Origin of the sequence: Polaribacter sargassicola, from assembly GCF_021991835.1 — a bacterium.
Taxonomy (GTDB): domain Bacteria; phylum Bacteroidota; class Bacteroidia; order Flavobacteriales; family Flavobacteriaceae; genus Polaribacter; species Polaribacter sargassicola.
Genome location: NZ_JAHDAU010000010.1, coordinates 32,591 through 49,036, shown reverse-complemented (window position 1 = coordinate 49,036; position 16,446 = coordinate 32,591). Strand labels below are relative to the sequence as shown.

9 protein-coding genes are annotated in these 16,446 nt (G+C 28.4%); 1 reads left to right on the top strand and 8 read right to left on the bottom strand.

The genetic code is table 11. The features are described from left to right. Positions 1–167 precede the first annotated feature (167 nt). From tamL to msrB, 6 genes are all read right to left on the bottom strand, one after another. Positions 168–2,447, bottom strand: coding sequence for a translocation and assembly module lipoprotein TamL (gene tamL / locus KI686_RS14010; protein WP_237589951.1), 2,280 nt, complete (start codon positions 2,445–2,447; stop codon positions 168–170). Beyond that, positions 2,448–7,484, bottom strand: coding sequence for a translocation/assembly module TamB domain-containing protein (locus KI686_RS14005; protein ID WP_237589950.1), 5,037 nt, complete (start codon positions 7,482–7,484; stop codon positions 2,448–2,450). 161 nt (positions 7,485–7,645) lie between these two features. Continuing rightward, the gene (locus tag KI686_RS14000; RefSeq protein ID WP_237589949.1) at positions 7,646–8,590 is read right to left on the bottom strand and encodes an aldo/keto reductase; all 945 of its coding nucleotides are present in this window, start codon (positions 8,588–8,590) and stop codon (positions 7,646–7,648) included. A 13-nt stretch (positions 8,591–8,603) separates the two neighbouring features. Continuing rightward, positions 8,604–10,160, bottom strand: coding sequence for a protein adenylyltransferase SelO (locus KI686_RS13995; protein WP_237589948.1), 1,557 nt, complete (start codon positions 10,158–10,160; stop codon positions 8,604–8,606). Beyond that, positions 10,157–10,693, bottom strand: coding sequence for a peptide-methionine (S)-S-oxide reductase MsrA (msrA, locus tag KI686_RS13990; protein ID WP_237589947.1), 537 nt, complete (start codon positions 10,691–10,693; stop codon positions 10,157–10,159). The genes KI686_RS13995 and msrA overlap by 4 nt, the downstream gene beginning before the upstream one ends. Next, positions 10,693–11,139 carry a peptide-methionine (R)-S-oxide reductase MsrB gene (msrB, locus tag KI686_RS13985; RefSeq protein ID WP_237589946.1) on the bottom strand — a complete coding sequence of 149 codons (447 nt, stop codon included), beginning with the start codon at positions 11,137–11,139 and terminating at the stop codon, positions 10,693–10,695. Before msrB ends, msrA begins: the two co-directional genes overlap by 1 nt. Positions 11,140–11,322: 183 nt before the next feature. Here msrB and KI686_RS13980 point away from each other — a divergent pair, with 183 nt between their 5' ends. Next, the gene (locus tag KI686_RS13980) at positions 11,323–12,528 is read left to right on the top strand and encodes a Pycsar system effector family protein (RefSeq protein ID WP_237589945.1); all 1,206 of its coding nucleotides are present in this window, start codon (positions 11,323–11,325) and stop codon (positions 12,526–12,528) included. Positions 12,529–12,531: 3 nt separating this feature from the next. On the opposite strand, the gene KI686_RS13975 is transcribed toward KI686_RS13980, so the two are convergent. Together KI686_RS13975 and der are read right to left on the bottom strand one after the other, a co-directional pair. Further along, positions 12,532–14,919, bottom strand: coding sequence for a GAF domain-containing protein (locus KI686_RS13975; protein ID WP_237589944.1), 2,388 nt, complete (start codon positions 14,917–14,919; stop codon positions 12,532–12,534). A gap of 133 nt (positions 14,920–15,052) precedes the next feature. Continuing rightward, positions 15,053–16,363: a ribosome biogenesis GTPase Der gene (der, locus tag KI686_RS13970; protein WP_237589943.1), complete on the bottom strand. Its 1,311-nt coding sequence runs from the start codon at positions 16,361–16,363 to the stop codon at positions 15,053–15,055. Positions 16,364–16,446 lie beyond the last annotated feature (83 nt).

The window sequence follows — 16,446 nt, the reverse complement described above, 5'->3', positions numbered from 1 at the left end:
AAAATTAACTATTTTAAAATATACTTTTAAAGATTGATAAACATCTTAAAAAAACATTAATAACCAATATATTTTTTAAACTTTTTTATTGATTAATAATTTGTTTAAAATTGTAAATCATGAATAAAAATTAAGTGAGGTTTAAATATAAAACTTTTATTATCAACTTAAAAAGGATATCCAATAGCAAAATTAAAAATAGGTTCATCTACTCTAAAATCCCAACGACTGCCTTCTTCTAAAGCAGGGTCATGAAAAGGAGCGGCCAAATCAAAACGAATTACAAAATTTTGAATATCTACACGTAAACCAACACCAGCACCCATACCTAATTCATTTATAAAATTAGATGAAAATTTATCTTCTCCATCAAAATCAGGATTTGCAACAGTATTCCAAACGTTTCCTGCATCTGCAAAAATAGCTCCTTTTAGAAAAGAAAAAATAGGAAAACGGTATTCTAAATTTGCTTCTAAACGAAGATTACCAGTTTTGTCAAAGTAAGAACTATCATCATCTGTATTGCTATCATTATAAGTTCCGGGTCCTAAAGATCTAATATTAAAAGCTCTTACACTATACGGTCCACCAGAGTAATATTGTTTAACAAACGGAATTACATCAGAATTTCCATAAGCATATCCGTAGCCAGCAAAAAGTCTTGTTGCAATTGTTTGTTGGTTCTTATTACCAAAATTATAATGATATCTAAAATCAACATCTGCTTTAGCGTATTGTGCATATTCTAAGCCTAAAAATTTATTAGTTTCATCGGTTTTTTTATCAAATAAACTAATAGAGTTACCTGCAATATCTAAGGTAGTTTGTAAATAAAGCTGATGTTTTTTAGCAGAGTTTATCATTTCGTTATAGATAAAAGAAAATGTAAGTCCGCTTATAAATTGCTGTTCAAAACTACTTTCTAAATAAGAATTGTTGTCTAAAATTTCTTGAAATTCATCTGTAGTATTAGACAAACGAGAATAATTTACAGAAATAGGGTTAAACTCGTAAGTAATATATTTATTAGCATTCCAAGAATAACCAAAAATAGCTGTACCAGATAAAAGTGTGTATAAATCGCTTCTACTTAAATAAGTAGCACTTAAACTTGTTTTTGTTTTAGGGATAGAATAATCAAAATAATCTTTATTAATGGAAAAAGGAGTGATAACTCTAGGAAAAACAATTTCACCTTTTAAACCCAGTTCTAAACTTGTTAAACCAGAAGTACTACCATTAGCTATTTGGGTTTCGTAACCAATATTTGTACTAATATTTAGTGTTTCTCCTCCTTTAAATAAATTTCTATTACTATAAGTTACTGCTAATGCTGGGCCCGCAAAATTGTTAGATTTTGTAACTGCTTGTATCTCTGTACGTATTGCACGTTTGGTTAATGGCGATAAAAAAATATTAGCATCTAAGCTTCCTATAGAATCTGTAATAGAATCTTTACTTTTATTGTATTGGATGTTTACAAATTTATAAGTACCAATAGAAGAAAGTCTTCTTGCAGTGTTTTTAGAGGTTAATGGATTGTAAAAATCTCCTTCTTTTATTGTAATAAAATCATCTAAATATTTTGGATTAAAAAAGACAGTGTCTTGGTGATATGTTTTTTCTTTAAAACGAGTCTTTTTTACTTCTATAGAATCGTTTAAGTTGTAATTTGGGTAAATATTAATGTTTTTAATTTTATAAGGAATTGTTGATTTTTTAGGCACATTTGCCTTTAATTTTAAAAATAAATCGAACTTTTTATTGTTGTATTTATTTGTATCGGCCTCAAACAGAAGAAAGTCGGAATTAAAATTATAATATCCTTTTTGTTTCAACTCTGTATCTAAACGTTGCCTTTCTAACTTTAAAGTACCTAAATCAAATCGCATACCTTCTTTAATCATCGATGTTTTGGTTAACTGCTTTACATCATTATAAATAGGGGCAACCATACTGTCTATTTTATAGGTCGCTATTTTATAAGGAGCTAAAATTTTTAGGTTGTACACAATAGCAGCTTCTTTTTTGTTTTCTATAAAATTAGAGTTAATTGTGCTGTAGAAAAAGCCATAATTTTCTAGTTTGTTTCTTAAAATTGCTTTGTTTTCTAATTCATTTATATCGGATTGATAAACGGGTTTTTGTCCAATTTTTTTATAAATCCATTTGGTTAAAAAACTAGTGTTTTCTTTTTGATTTTTATAATAGTAGTACAAACCAAGATGCATACCAAGAAACCTTGTGTTGGGTTGTTTGTTAAGTACAGATGATAAGTCGGTTTGTAGTTCGTCTATTTTTTGTACTGTAGAATCTGCCGCAATTTTTATAGTTGCACCAGTATATAAACGTTTATTTTCTGGAATGTATTTTTTTATACCACAAGCATAAAAAAGCAATAATATTACTGTAAAAAAGCTGTATTTTGTATAGGTTCTTTTTAACATTTAGTTACTTTTATTTTCAGAATTTTCTTTGTCTTTACTTATTTTATCCTCTTCTTTTTTTACATTTTTTTTCTCTTTTTTAGAGTGTAAAATAGAGTTCCAAAGTTGCTGAAATTCATTAAATTCTTTAGTGAAAATTAATGCAATTCCGCTTACAATAGTTTGTCCGTCAATTACATTTTCAAATTCACTTTTTCTAAATCCTTTTAAACTGTATCTGCCATCTTCTGTAATTTTATACTCTAAACTTACATTACCTATTAAAGGCGATTCTTCTTCTGTTTGGCTACTTCCTTGTATGTCTATTTCGCTACCAACTCTTACAGTTAACCGATCGTTAAATAATTTTTTTTGTGCAGCAACATCTAATTGTGTTCTTTCTGTTGGTGTATCTCCTTGGTAATCTGTAAAACTATTTAAACCAAAATCTAATTGAACACCAGAGCTACCTAAAATTTTATCAGAAAAAGAGTTTAATTGGTCTGAAACGGCATCATTTAAATTGTCTCTTGCAATAGATGCAAAACCACCAGAACTACCATCGCTACCAGAATCTGGATAAAACCTATTTAAAACCAATAAAGAAAACACTTGCTTATTTAACTCATCTTCTTGTTGATTAACTTCTTGTATTCTTTCATAAACTTGACCACTAATTGCGCCTTGTTCATCTTCTGGCATATCTAAATTAAAAGATATTTTTGGTTGTAATAATTCGCCAGCAATATTTAAATACACATTAAAAGGTAATACTTGTTTGTATTTGTTTTGTACAGATGAATCTTCGCCAGAAATTTGAGAAGCCATTAAACTTAGAGCAGAGGTTTTTAACGTGTATAAAGTACGGATGTCTAATTTTGCATCAAAAGGATCGCCAACCCAAGAAATACGACTACCAGGAACTAAAACAAATTTTCTGTCTACAACATTGTATAAGTTTAGTTGATATTGACCAGAAGAAACTTCATACGCTCCTGTTAAAGATAAATCTCCATTCGGAATCATTGTAAAGATAAATTCTCCATCACCAGAAATTTTAAAGTTATCACCCGTTTCTTCATCAATAATAACAGTTACTGCAGCTTGTTTATCAATTTTTAAAAGAGCTTTTATATCAAAACCTGTAATTGTAGCAGTTTCTTCTTTTTGTTGTGTTAAAATAGCATTTGGGTTATCTCTGTTTACAAAAGAAACTACGCCATCTCTTTCTTCTATATTAGAGTAGGTAGAAGGCAATACGTAGGTAATATCTGTGTCTGAACCTACCATTAATTTTGTGTCTAATTTTGGTATTTGTAAATCTCCAGTTAGTTTTGCATCAGCATTAAAAGTAACTTTACCATAAAGAGATTCGTTGTCTTTTTTTGTTGCATTTAAGACTCTAAAATTAGTAGCTTTTATGTCTAAATTAAAAGAAGGATTTATAAAACTTTTAGTTTTAACATCACCAGATATTATTAACGAATTGTTTGCTGCATCTAAAACAGTAAAGTTACGCATATTTAAACCTGCATTATTAATATTTAAAGTTTCATTTTGTAACTTAAATTTAGTGTTTAGTTTGGCTACATTAAAAACCGCATTGTTAAATTGTAAACTTCCGGTATATTTTGGTTCAGATGTTTGCCCTGTTATTTTAAATTGACCAGAAAAACTACCCGAAGTTTCTTTAATTTCTCCTAAAGAAAGAGTGTTTAGAGCTTCCATTTTAAAAGTATTAATTAGCAGGTCTAAATTTAAATTGGCATCGTTGTTTTCTGCTAAATAGTCTCCTTTAAGATCTAAATCTACATCGCCATCTTTTAAAGAAGCATTAAAATCATAATTACCATTTTCTAAAGATTTGGCATTTACACTTAGTTTACCAAAATCTGTTTTTAAAATTTTTAATTGATTAATGCCTAAATTAGCAATAATACCAGTGTTTCCAAAAGGTTCTTCTAAAATAAAATTACCGTTTAAAACACCTGTGGCTATTTCTTTTTCTGGACTTAGATAGTTAAAAATTTCATCAATTTTAAAGTTTTGATAATTTAAAGCAACATGATTTTTTGTAACATCAGAAATTTTATCTGTAATTTCTATGGATTGATTACCACGACTTATTTTAAAATCTGTAAATGATAATTTAGCTTCTTCTTCGGCATAAGTAATAGCATTAGTTTTAGGAATTTTCCAACTATTATTGTTTAAAAATAAGCTGTCTTGTTTTATTGTAAATTGTAATAAATTGTTGTTTTTTGTGATTACAGAATTTACATTCATTAATTTTTCACCATCATAAAAACCTAAAAAATTAAGAGATAATTGGTTGTCTTTTTGGTTACCCGTAATAATGGTTTTTGGTACATTTAAAGGGCCTGCAGTTATATTTTTAAAACCTAAATTAAAATTAAAATCTTCTTTATCTGTATTTATAGATAAGAATAAGCTGTCTAATTTATTATCACTAAAATTAATGTAAGGTGCAGTAATATTGGTTGTTAATTTCTGTTTTTTTTCTTTAAAATTAACATCAATATTAATCGTGTCTAAATCTTTTAAATTAACCAGAAAAACTTCGTTTAAAAGTGGAGCTTGAGAAATTTGAGCTTTTAAAATTAAGTTTACAGGTTTTTTAATAGAATCTGTAATAGTATTACTTGTAGAAAAATAATTAGAGATATGATGATCTAAAGCTGTGCTAAATGTTTGAGGATCTGTGTTAGATTCTAGTTGTAAATCAATCATTTTATTATTGATAGAAACAGCAGTTGTATCTTTGTCTACAAATGCATTGGCAGCTAAAGAACCCAGTAAATAAGTTTGATTGTTGTATACAACAACTCCGTTTTTTATATTACTTTTTACGGTATATTTTTCTAGATTTCCTGTAAAATCTAAAGACAAATCCATTGCAGATTTTACATTACGTTGCATTAAACCAAGTGCTTGTAAATCTGCACCAATTATGTTTAAATTAACGGTAGCTTTTGTGTTTATAGAATCTAAATCTACAAGTGCATCTAAATCTAAATTTAGATTTTTGTCTTTATAGTCAGAAGTAATTTTTCCTTTACTGTTCTTTATATTTCCATTGATATTTAAATCTGTAATGCTGTAATTTTGTAATTCGAATTTTGAAATATTTGTAGATAAACGAGCGTCTAAATCTTGAATACTTTTACCGTTTCCAGAAGAATTTAAGTTAACACTTAATTTACCAAAGTTAGGATTCATTAAAAGAGCACCAACATCATATTTATTAATTGTAACTGTGGTTTTGTAGTCTATTTTTTCTTGATTTTTAAAATCTACCTTAATGTTGGCAATACCTTGTGTTGTGTTTATTTGTGTACTTGTAGAGATGTTATTTAAAGAACCGTTGGCTTTACTTTGTATTAAAATGTTTTTTGGTAAACGAATGCCTAACGCTTTTTCATCTAAAATTTGTAAAAGATCACTTCGTTTTGTTTCAGCTTTAAAATCGGAAATGTTAAGTGATAATTTATCAGTATTTGTAATGTTTTTAAAAATACCGTTTAAAGACGCTTTGGTGTAATTTCCCCAATTTATTGCAGTATTGGCAACGTTGATTTCGGCTAAAGAACCATTAATATTTAATGTACCTGTAAAATCTTTTTTACTTAATTTATTTAGATATTCATTGTCTTTTAAGGTTGGTTGAAATTTAAAAAGAGTTTCTAGCCAAATACTAAAAGAAGGTATTTGTAGTTGAAGATTTGTTTTTTCTGGTGATGAAATTAATTGCGAAATAGAACTGTAATTTGCTTGAGCAAAACCAGAAACTTTGTTTTCGTTTAACTGGATATTAATGTCTGAAATTTCTAACTTTTGATCACTAAGTGCTGCATTTAATGCAAATTCTCTTAAGTTGAAGCCTGCTTGTTCTTTAAACTGAAAAGAAGCTAATTGCAATCCTGCTTTTTTGTCTTTTAAGTAAATGTCAGATGCTTTTAATGTTAAATTTTCTAATGCAATAGCATTTGGGTTAAAAGTATTTTCAACTACTTTTTCATCATTTACAAAATATTGAATTTTATTGTTTTCTAGATTAATATCTGCTATTGCTACTTCAAAATCTGGCCAAATAAAAACTTCATTTGTGTTAGAAGTTTCTTTAGGTGTAATTGTGTTATTAGAAGCTGTATTTAATAGAATATTAGTGTTTTTTAGCTGTAAAGTGTTAAGATTGATTTTGTTTTTCGATAAATCTATGTTAGGAATTTCGATGTAAAATTCATCAATATTTACATCTGCTATTAATTTGTCTACAGGGTTTTTATAAGATACTTTTACGTTTTTTAAAGAAATTTCATCTGCAGATAAAATAGGTAATACAGATGCTGTAGTGTCTGTATTTGTAGAAATTACAGGTTGTTGAATGAGCTTTACATCGGTGTCAGAAATAGAAATTTCATCAGCATTAAAAATCATTTTTTGCAAATCTATTTTGTCCATATCGGCAGTAAGATTTCCTATTTTAAAATGACTGTTAATTCCTAATACTTTATCGTTAAAAACTATATTAATATTGTTTAAATCAAGGTTTTCAATAACAATATTTAAAGGTTTTGTTTCTGTTTCTTGGGCAACTTCTGTAGTGTCTTCTGTTGCAAAAGCATCTATTAAAAACTGAAAATTATAATTAGCTATGGTATCTTCTCTTGTAATATTTGCTCGTAAACCATTCCATTCTAAATTGTCAACTCCAACAGCATCACCATTAATCATTGCCCAAAGAGGTAAGTTGGCTTCTAAAGATTTAGAGTAAATTAAAGTATCTCCTTTAGTGTCTTCTAAATACAAACCGTCTAATTGTAAACCGCCTTTAAAAGTTAAAAACAGTTTATCTATAGAAATTTTTGTATTGGTTTTGTTAGCAACATAATTTACAGCTTTGTTTACAATTATGTTTTGTCCCCAAGGACTTCTAATAAAAAGAATAATTAATAAAATGAACACAAAAAAGCCTAAAAAGACTCTTAGCAACCTTCTTAAAAATCGATATTTTGTGTTTTTATTTTTTTTAGACACAGTTTATAATAGTTTTAGCATTGCAAATTTAACTAGCAATAGCAAGTTAAATTGTCTTTATTTGATAATATTTTAACTCGTTTGCTAAAACATGAGGGTTTTTAGCCTAAAATTTACGGATATATCTTTTAGTATATTATAAGTAAAAGCGTTTTTGATGGTTAATTCCACTCTAATTTTTTTCTTTCAGACCAATAGTTTTCATTTGAAACTTTAAAAGAGTGTAAAATTTCAATTTCATTATTAGAAAGTAAAAAATCATTCAATTTTAAATTTTCTTTTAATTGATGTGTTGTACTCGCTCCGCTTAAAATTTTAGCATTTGTTATGGTTTGCTCACAATATTTTAAAGAAATTGCATCTACACCAACGTTATGTTGCGCTGCTATTTTTTCTAAAGAAGTGTACATTTCTTTATAATGAGGATATTTTTTATTGCTAAAAATCCTTCCGTTTGCCAAAGCTTCTTTAATAACAATCGATTTGTTTTGAAGGTTTAATTCTGATGAAATTTCTGATAAACTTTGATCTAAAAAATTATAAGTTACTTGAAATAAGTCAAAAACTTGTTCACCATCAACTAAAACATCTAAAGCTTTTTTAATCACTTCAACTTGATTAGTACCGGTAGTTGTTAACCCAATTTTTAAATGATGTTCTTTTTTTAAAAAAGATAAATATTCTAAAACGGCTGTGTTTTCTAAAACACCGGTTTCTAAAGTAGCAGAATGAATTTGATATACTTTTAAGTAAGGTAGTAGTTTTTTAGAGAAATTCCATTGCTCTTTTAACTTAGATAAACTATGCTCTTTTATTTCATGAACCGTTGCATTTGGATTAAAATTGGCTGTGTAAGTATAACCCCATTTTGTAGCAACTTCAATGGTTTTGTCATCTTTTGTTAGCAACCAATCTAACAATAACTCTTCTGCCAAACCATAACCAGGAGCCGTATCAAAATAACGAATTCCTAAATTGTAAGCCTCTTCTAAAACTGCAAAACTTTTGTTTCTAAAAGCATTTAAATCAGAATTATCACAGTTTTCTAGTCGTACATTAATGTATTGTGGTCTGCCTAAAGCAGCGGTTCCTAAGCCTAATTTCATGTGTTTTTTATTTTTAAGAACTACAAGATAACATAGAGCAACCTACTTTGTTTCTTGCCCATTCTGGTCTTTTTGCAAACCATTTTTCGTTTTCTGGTTGTTCTGAATATGGTTTTTTTAAGAGTTTAAATAATTCATCAATTAAAGAGTAATTTCCTTTTTCAGCCTCATCAATTGCCATTTGAGACATATAGTTTCTTAAAACATATTTGGGATTTACTAAATCCATTTTTTCTTTTCTTTCTTCGGATGAAATTCGTTCTATTTTAAGTCTATCGTCATATTTTTTAAACCAATTATTCCATCTATTTTTTACATCATCAGAAATGTTTTCTAAATTGTAAAAGGCATTTTTTATCAAGTTAAAAGCAGTTTCTTTAGAAGAAAAATTACTTAAAAGTCTAAAAAAGATAGTCATGTCTGTTTCTACTAACTGTAAATTTTCTTCCAATTCTTGAATCAATTTTACGTCATCTTCATCAGAAATAATTAAACCTAACTTTTCTTTCATCATTGTAAAAGATTGCTTTTCAAAGTCAATTTTATATTGCTCTAAAATGTTGTTCAGCGGTGCTACTTCTTCAATTATTGGATACAAAGTATTTGCTAATTGATACAAATTCCATAAACCAATATTAGGCTGATTTCCGTATCTGTAACGTTTGTGTTGTCTGTCGGTTGTGTTTGGTGTCCAACCAAAATCAAAACCTTCTAACCATCCGTAAGGTCCGTAATCTATGGTTAAACCCAAAATAGACATATTGTCTGTATTCATCACTCCGTGTACAAAACCCACACGTTGCCAATCAATAATCATTTTTAAAGTACGCTCAGAAACCTCTTTAAAAAAGTTGATATAAGTTTCTTTGGATGGTTTCCCTAAGTGAGCAAAATGATGTTTGATGGTATAATTAACCAGACTTTTTAAGTTTTTGATATCTTTTCTTGCTGTAAAAATTTCAAAATTACCAAAACGTAAAAAAGAAGGAGCAACTCTAGCAACAATAGCCCCTTTTTCGTAAGCAGGATTTCCATTATATAAAACATCTCGTAAAACGGCATCGCCAGATAAACTTAAAGACAAAGATCTTGTGGTTGGTACGTTTAAATGAAACATAGCTTCGGCACATAAATACTCTCTAATAGACGAACGTAAAACGGCCAAACCATCTGCAGTTCTAGAATACGGAGTTTCGCCAGCGCCTTTTAATTGAACTTTCCAGTTTTTGTTATTGTGTTCAATTTCAAATAAATTAATAGCTCTTCCGTCTCCTAATTGTCCTGCCCAATTACCAAATTGATGTCCGCCATAACACATGGCATAAGGTGTTGTATTCGGGTAAATTCGATTACCAGTAACAATGTCTTTAAAAAAATCTGATTTTGTTTCTTTGGATGAAATATTTAATTCTTCAGCCATTTCTGCAGAAACATGTAGCAATTTCGGTGCGCTTGTTTTTTTAGGTTTTACGTAAGAAAACACAGCACCTTCAACCTGTCTTCTAGTATTTTCTACATTAGAATCGGCTGGGTTTTCTGTGGTAAAAGTATCTTTTATGTTAAGATTCATGCTAGTTTGTCTGCGTGTAGTTTTCTCAATTTATTCAATTTTGGTGCAATTACAAAACTACAATACCCTTGTTGAGAGTTTTCTCTGTAGTAATTTTGATGCTCTTCTTCTGCTTCATAAAAAATAGAAAGCGGACTAATTTCTGTTACAATTTTATCATCATAATAAGGTTGCATTTGTTTTAGAACTTCGGTTGCAATTTTATGTTGACGCTCATTATGATAATAAATGACAGATCTATATTGGGTTCCTCTATCTGCACCTTGTCTATTTAAGGTTGTAGGATCGTGTGTGGTCATAAAAATGACTAAAATATCTTGATAAGAAATAATATTTGCATCAAAAGTAATTTGAATAACTTCTGCATGCCCAGTTAATCCTGAGCAAATTTCTCTGTAAGTTGGTTTTCCTGGAACATTACCACCAGAATAACCAGAAATTACTTTTTCGATACCTTTTACTTCTTGAAATACAGCTTCTGTACACCAAAAACAGCCGCCGCCAATAGTTGCTAGTTGTAAATTTTTACTCATTATTTTTTATCTAAAATCATAGATTCAGAATTAATACAATAACGTAATCCACTTGGCTCTGGTCCATCAGGAAAAACGTGTCCTAAATGAGCATCGCATACATTACACATTACTTCAACTCTAACCATACCAAAAGAAGTGTCTTTGTGGTATTTAATGGCATTTTCTGTAATGGGTTGTGTAAAACTTGGCCAACCAGAACTAGAATCAAATTTAATTGTAGAGTCAAATAAAGGTGTGTTACAGCAAGTACAATTGTATTGTCCTTCATCAAAAATGCTACATAAATCACCAGAATTTGGTCTTTCTGTACCTTTTAATCTAGTAATTCTAAATTGCTCTGCCGTTAATAAATTTTTCCATTCTGTTTCCGTTTTTTCAACTTTTTTATCTGGTATCGGATTTCCTTTTGTTGCGAAGCGAATAACTTCTGTCCAAGTAATCATATTTTATTTCTTTTCTAAATTATTATTGTTTGCAATCTAATTTTAGACGTAAAAAACACTTGATAACTTACAAAAAATAATTAATTTGTAAGTTTGAAAGCAATACATAAATTTACGACGAATATTAATGAAATAAATATTTGTTTTAAAGTTTCTTTTAAATCATTTATAAAATAATTTTACATGAGCACATTATTAGTTGATATAGAAAAATATGTTTTTAATTTGTTAAATAAAACCTTAGATAATGGGTTGGTTTATCATAATATATCTCATACGCAAGGTGTCGTAGAAAAGGTGATAGAGCTTGCAGATAATTTAAGTATTGATGAAGTTTCTAAAGAAAATTTACAAATTGCAGCATGGTTTCATGATACGGGTTTTATTAGCGGACCAGAAAACCATGAAGATGAAAGTGTAAAAATTGTAGAAAAGTATTTAAAAGAACAAAATTTTGATGCTGATAGAATTACATTGATATGTAATTTAATTTTAGCAACAAAAATGGGGCATAAACCACAGAATGATTTAGAAAGAATTATTGTTGATGCAGATTGTGGGCATTTAGGTAGTAAAGATTTTGAAGATAGATTAGAGCTTTTAAGAAAAGAATGGGAAGCCGTTTGTGATAAAAAATATTCTGATGAAGATTGGATTGCTTTAAATATTGATTTTTTAACTAAAGAACATAAATATTACACAGATTATGCTTTAAAAAATTGGAGTAAAAGAAAGGATAAAAACTTAACGAGTCTTCTTAAAAAACAAAGTAAGTTAAAAGATAATTTATTAAAATTTAATCAGAAAAAAGAAGCTTTAAAAATAAAGAAAAATAAAAGTGAAGTACCAGAAAGAGGTATAGAAACAATGTTTAGGGTTGCTTTAAAAAACCATATGACGTTAAGTAATATTGCAGATACAAAAGCCAATATTTTACTCTCTGTAAATGCAATTATTGTTTCTTTAGCATTATCTAATTTGCTTCCAAAATTAGATAATCCGTCAAATAGTTATTTAATTACCCCTACAGTTGTTTTTATTGTTTTTACAGTAGCTTCCATTATTTTATCAATTTTAGCAACAAGACCAAATGTAACCGAAGGTAAGTTTACTAAAGAAGATGTAGCTAATAAAAAGGTAAATTTATTGTTTTTTGGTAATTTTCATCAAATGGAATTACCCGATTTTGAATGGGGAATTACAGAAATGATGGAAGATAAAGAATATTTATACGGTTCTTTAACTAAAGATTTATACTTTTTGGGTTTAGTTTTAAATAAGAAATATAAAATTTTAAGACTTACTTATACTGTTTTTATGATTGGTATTATTTTAAGTGTTATTGGTTTTGCTTTAGCTTTTAAAATGCAAGAAAGAGGTGTTTTGTGAAAATTAAGCCTCAATTTCTTTTATTAAATCATTTAAAGTAATGGTGCTTTTGGCATCAAAGTTTTTATGATAAATTACTTCAACTCTTAAAGCTTTTAAACCTGCAGCACCTTGTAAATCTTCTAATTCTAAAAACTCTATTTTACCTAGTTGATTTCTAGATTGTAAGAAGTTAATATATTTAATATATTCTAAAGCATCTTTGTCTTGCGAGTATACAATAGCTATTTTACCTGGTGTTGTTAAGCGTTCGTTACTTCCTTTAATATTGGCTTTATCAATTCTTTTTTTAATAATTTCATACCTAATGTTGTAAGCACCATCAACATCAAATTGCTTTTCATCCATTCTAAACTTTATAGCCATAGGATTACTGTGTACTAAGATAAGTGAAGCAACTCTTAAATCATGCTTCATGTTTTTACGTTCATTAAAAGCAATGTTTTCCATTTCGCACATGGTTTGTAATTGCCATAAACGTAAATTATATAGGTAAATATCATCAAAATTCTTTTGTTTTGATATAGATTGACCAATATACATGTTAAACTCTACGCCATCCGTTTTATATCTCTCAAAATAATGAGGATACATTTTTTGCGCTTCTTTTTGTTTTTTATCTATATACTTAGCAAGTTTTTCATTTAAAAGAGTAACGCTTTTTTCGTATTCTTTTCTTTTTTCATAAACAACGCCTAAACCTTTGTCTAAACGGTTCATGTAAACAGTTACTTTTTTAGAAGTTTCTGTATTTAACTCTTTAACATGATTAAAAATTGGGTAAATTTCTCGGCTTAAAAATTCTAAAATATTTACTTCATCACCGGCGTTTAATCCTTTTTTAATGTCTTTTAAAAAGGTAGCAACTCTATATGTTAATTCGTTATAAATAGGTAGAGATTCGTTTTTACAAGCATCTTTTAAAACATCAATTGCTAAGTTTAATTGAGTGCTTAAATCTTCTTGAATAGCAATATTTCTTGCTTCAGATGAACCTTTAATATCACTTTGACCGTATAAAGGATATACATCATTAAAGATAATCTCATCTAATTTTGCGTTTTCATTAGTTTGAGCTGCTAAATGATATTTTTCTGCAGCTTCATAAAAGCGCCATTTTACAGCACTGTGTATAGAAGTATAATTTTCTTGAATAGTAGCTTCTAATGCATTTTGTCTTTCTTCTGAAATTCTTTTAACAGCGGCTTCAAAGACAGGAATAATATCTTTTAATTTGTTAATGTTTGCAGAATTTAGGTCATAAGCTCTTGGAGAAGCTATTTCTAATAAAGCTAGATCTCCGTTCTCAGTTGCTTTTATAGGTATTAAAATAATACTTAAAACACCAGAGTTGTATAAGTTTTGGTAAAAAGGGTTTTTATTAGTTTGAGCACCATAAAGTTCTACGTCTGATATAATAAAGGTTTCGTGCTTTTTAAAAACTTTATCCATAATAGAATCACAGAAATAACCATCTTTACAGCTAATTTCTAAATCTTTATTTAAAATAATACTGTTAGATTTTTTGATGGCAGCTTCACAAACTTTAGAGTTTACATTATCAAAAATAGAGAACCCTAATTTTAAATCTTTAATACTGTAAAAATCTCTTAAATTGTTTTGTAGCTTGTAAATAAGATCGTTACCGCCGGATAATAAATTAGCTTTAATTGCAGAAAGCATTTCTTCTGAGGTTACATCAAAAAGACTTACAAGACCAAAACCTTTAAAAATATAACTGTCAGGCGGAAATTTTTCTTTCCAAACATCAATGTTTTCAAAGTTATTTAAAAGTATTTTAAAATCATCACTATTTAAAGAAGGTGCTTTTTCTGTAGGAATTATTTCAGAGAAATCAGCATTAAAAGCTGCTCTGTAATATTTCATTGTGCCCGTTTTTTTGTCTGGAATATCAAAATAAAAAGGCCTTTTTACATCAATAGTAAATCCATATACATAACTTAAAATAAAAGTACATGCCATAATATACATGCTGTTCTCTTCAAAATTACGCACGTTTAATTCAAAATCTTCACCAGCATTTTCTACTATATTTACAAATCTATCTGTAAATTTAAAAGAGGTAAAAGAAAAAGGTATACTTGCTGCTTTTATTTCGTTTAAAAGTAAAGGTTCTGGAAATAAAGGGTTTAAAATTAAATCTATCTCTTCTTTGTATTTTTCTAGTAAACTGTAGTCAGAGAACCCCGTAATTAAATCTGGATATTTATCAAATAAGTTTAGCATTTCTTTTGCAGAACCATGATATGGATGATCTGCATATTTGCTCTGCGAATATTTTTCAAAAATTACAAACACTTTCTGAAACGAAATATTTAATTGTAACGGTAATTCCGTTTCAGCAGTTATGTTAGATTTTATAATTTTCATAAAAAAAGACTTAAAAAAGTTTCTACAATACTAGTAAGTATTTAGACGTATTAATGTCACAAAAGTTACAAACTTTTATTTTAAGGTAATTTAATTTATTTTTTAGAAAGTATATTTTTAAATAGATAAAATATTATTTCTGTCTAAAATAAATAGTAATTGGCACACCAGAAAAATTATAAATTTCTCTTAACTTATTTTCTACAAAACGTCTGTAAGAATCTTTAACATACTGTGGTAAGTTACAAAAAAATACAAACTGAGGCGTTTGTGTAGGCAATTGCATACAGTATTTTATTTTAATGAACTTCCCTTTTATTGCAGGTGGCGGGTTGTTTTTAACAATTTCTAACATTGTTTCATTAAACTTACTTGTAGCTATTTTGTTTTTTCTGTTATTAAAAACTTCTACAGCCGTTTCTATGGCTTTAAATAAACGTTGTTTTGTTAAAGCAGAAATAAATACAATTGGCACATCTGTAAAAGGTTCAATTTGTTTTCTAACCATTGCTTCAAAATCTCGCATTGTGTTAGTTTCTTTTTCAATTAAATCCCATTTATTAATTAAGATTACTACACCTTTTCTGTTTTTTTCTGCTAACCAAAATATATTTTGATCTTGGCCTTCAAAACCTCGTGTAGCATCAACTACTAAAACAATAACATCAGAATATTCTATAGTACGCACTGCACGCATTACAGAGTAGAACTCTAAATCTTCTTTTACCTTAGATTTTTTACGGATTCCTGCAGTGTCTACTAAGTTAAAATCGAAACCAAAACGATTGTATTTTGTATCAATAGAATCTCTTGTTGTACCTGCAATATTGGTTACAATATTTCTGTCTTCACCAATTAAAGCATTTATAAAAGAAGATTTTCCTGCATTAGGCCTACCAACAATTGCAAACCTTGGTAAAGCTTCTTCCTCTAAATCTACCACTTCTGGTTCTGGCATTTTTTCGGTTAAAGCATCTAATAAATCACCAGTTCCACTTCCGTTAATAGAGGCAATCGTATAATATTCTCCTAAACCTAAATTATAAAACTCAATAGCATCTGGTTCTCTCATGGCGTTGTCAACTTTGTTAACAACCATAAAAATTGGTTTTTTTACTTTACGTAAAAGTTTAGCAACTTCAGAGTCCATCGGTGTTATACCTTGCTCTACATCTACAACAAAAACAATAATATCTGCTTCTTCGATTGCAAGATTTACCTGTTTTCTAATTTCACCTTCAAAAATATCATCAGAACCAGTAATATATCCACCGGTATCTATTACAGAAAATTCTTTTCCATTCCAATCAGATTTTCCATAATGTCTATCTCTTGTAACTCCGCTTACAGAATCTACAATTGCTTCTCTCTTTTGAACCAATCTATTAAAAAGTGTCGACTTTCCTACATTTGGTCTTCCTACAATGGCAACAATACTATTCATTTTTTTTACTGATATTTTTTGCAAAGATACAATTTACTAGATGATAAATAATTGTAAATTTAAAGAGTTAATAAAATTAGAAA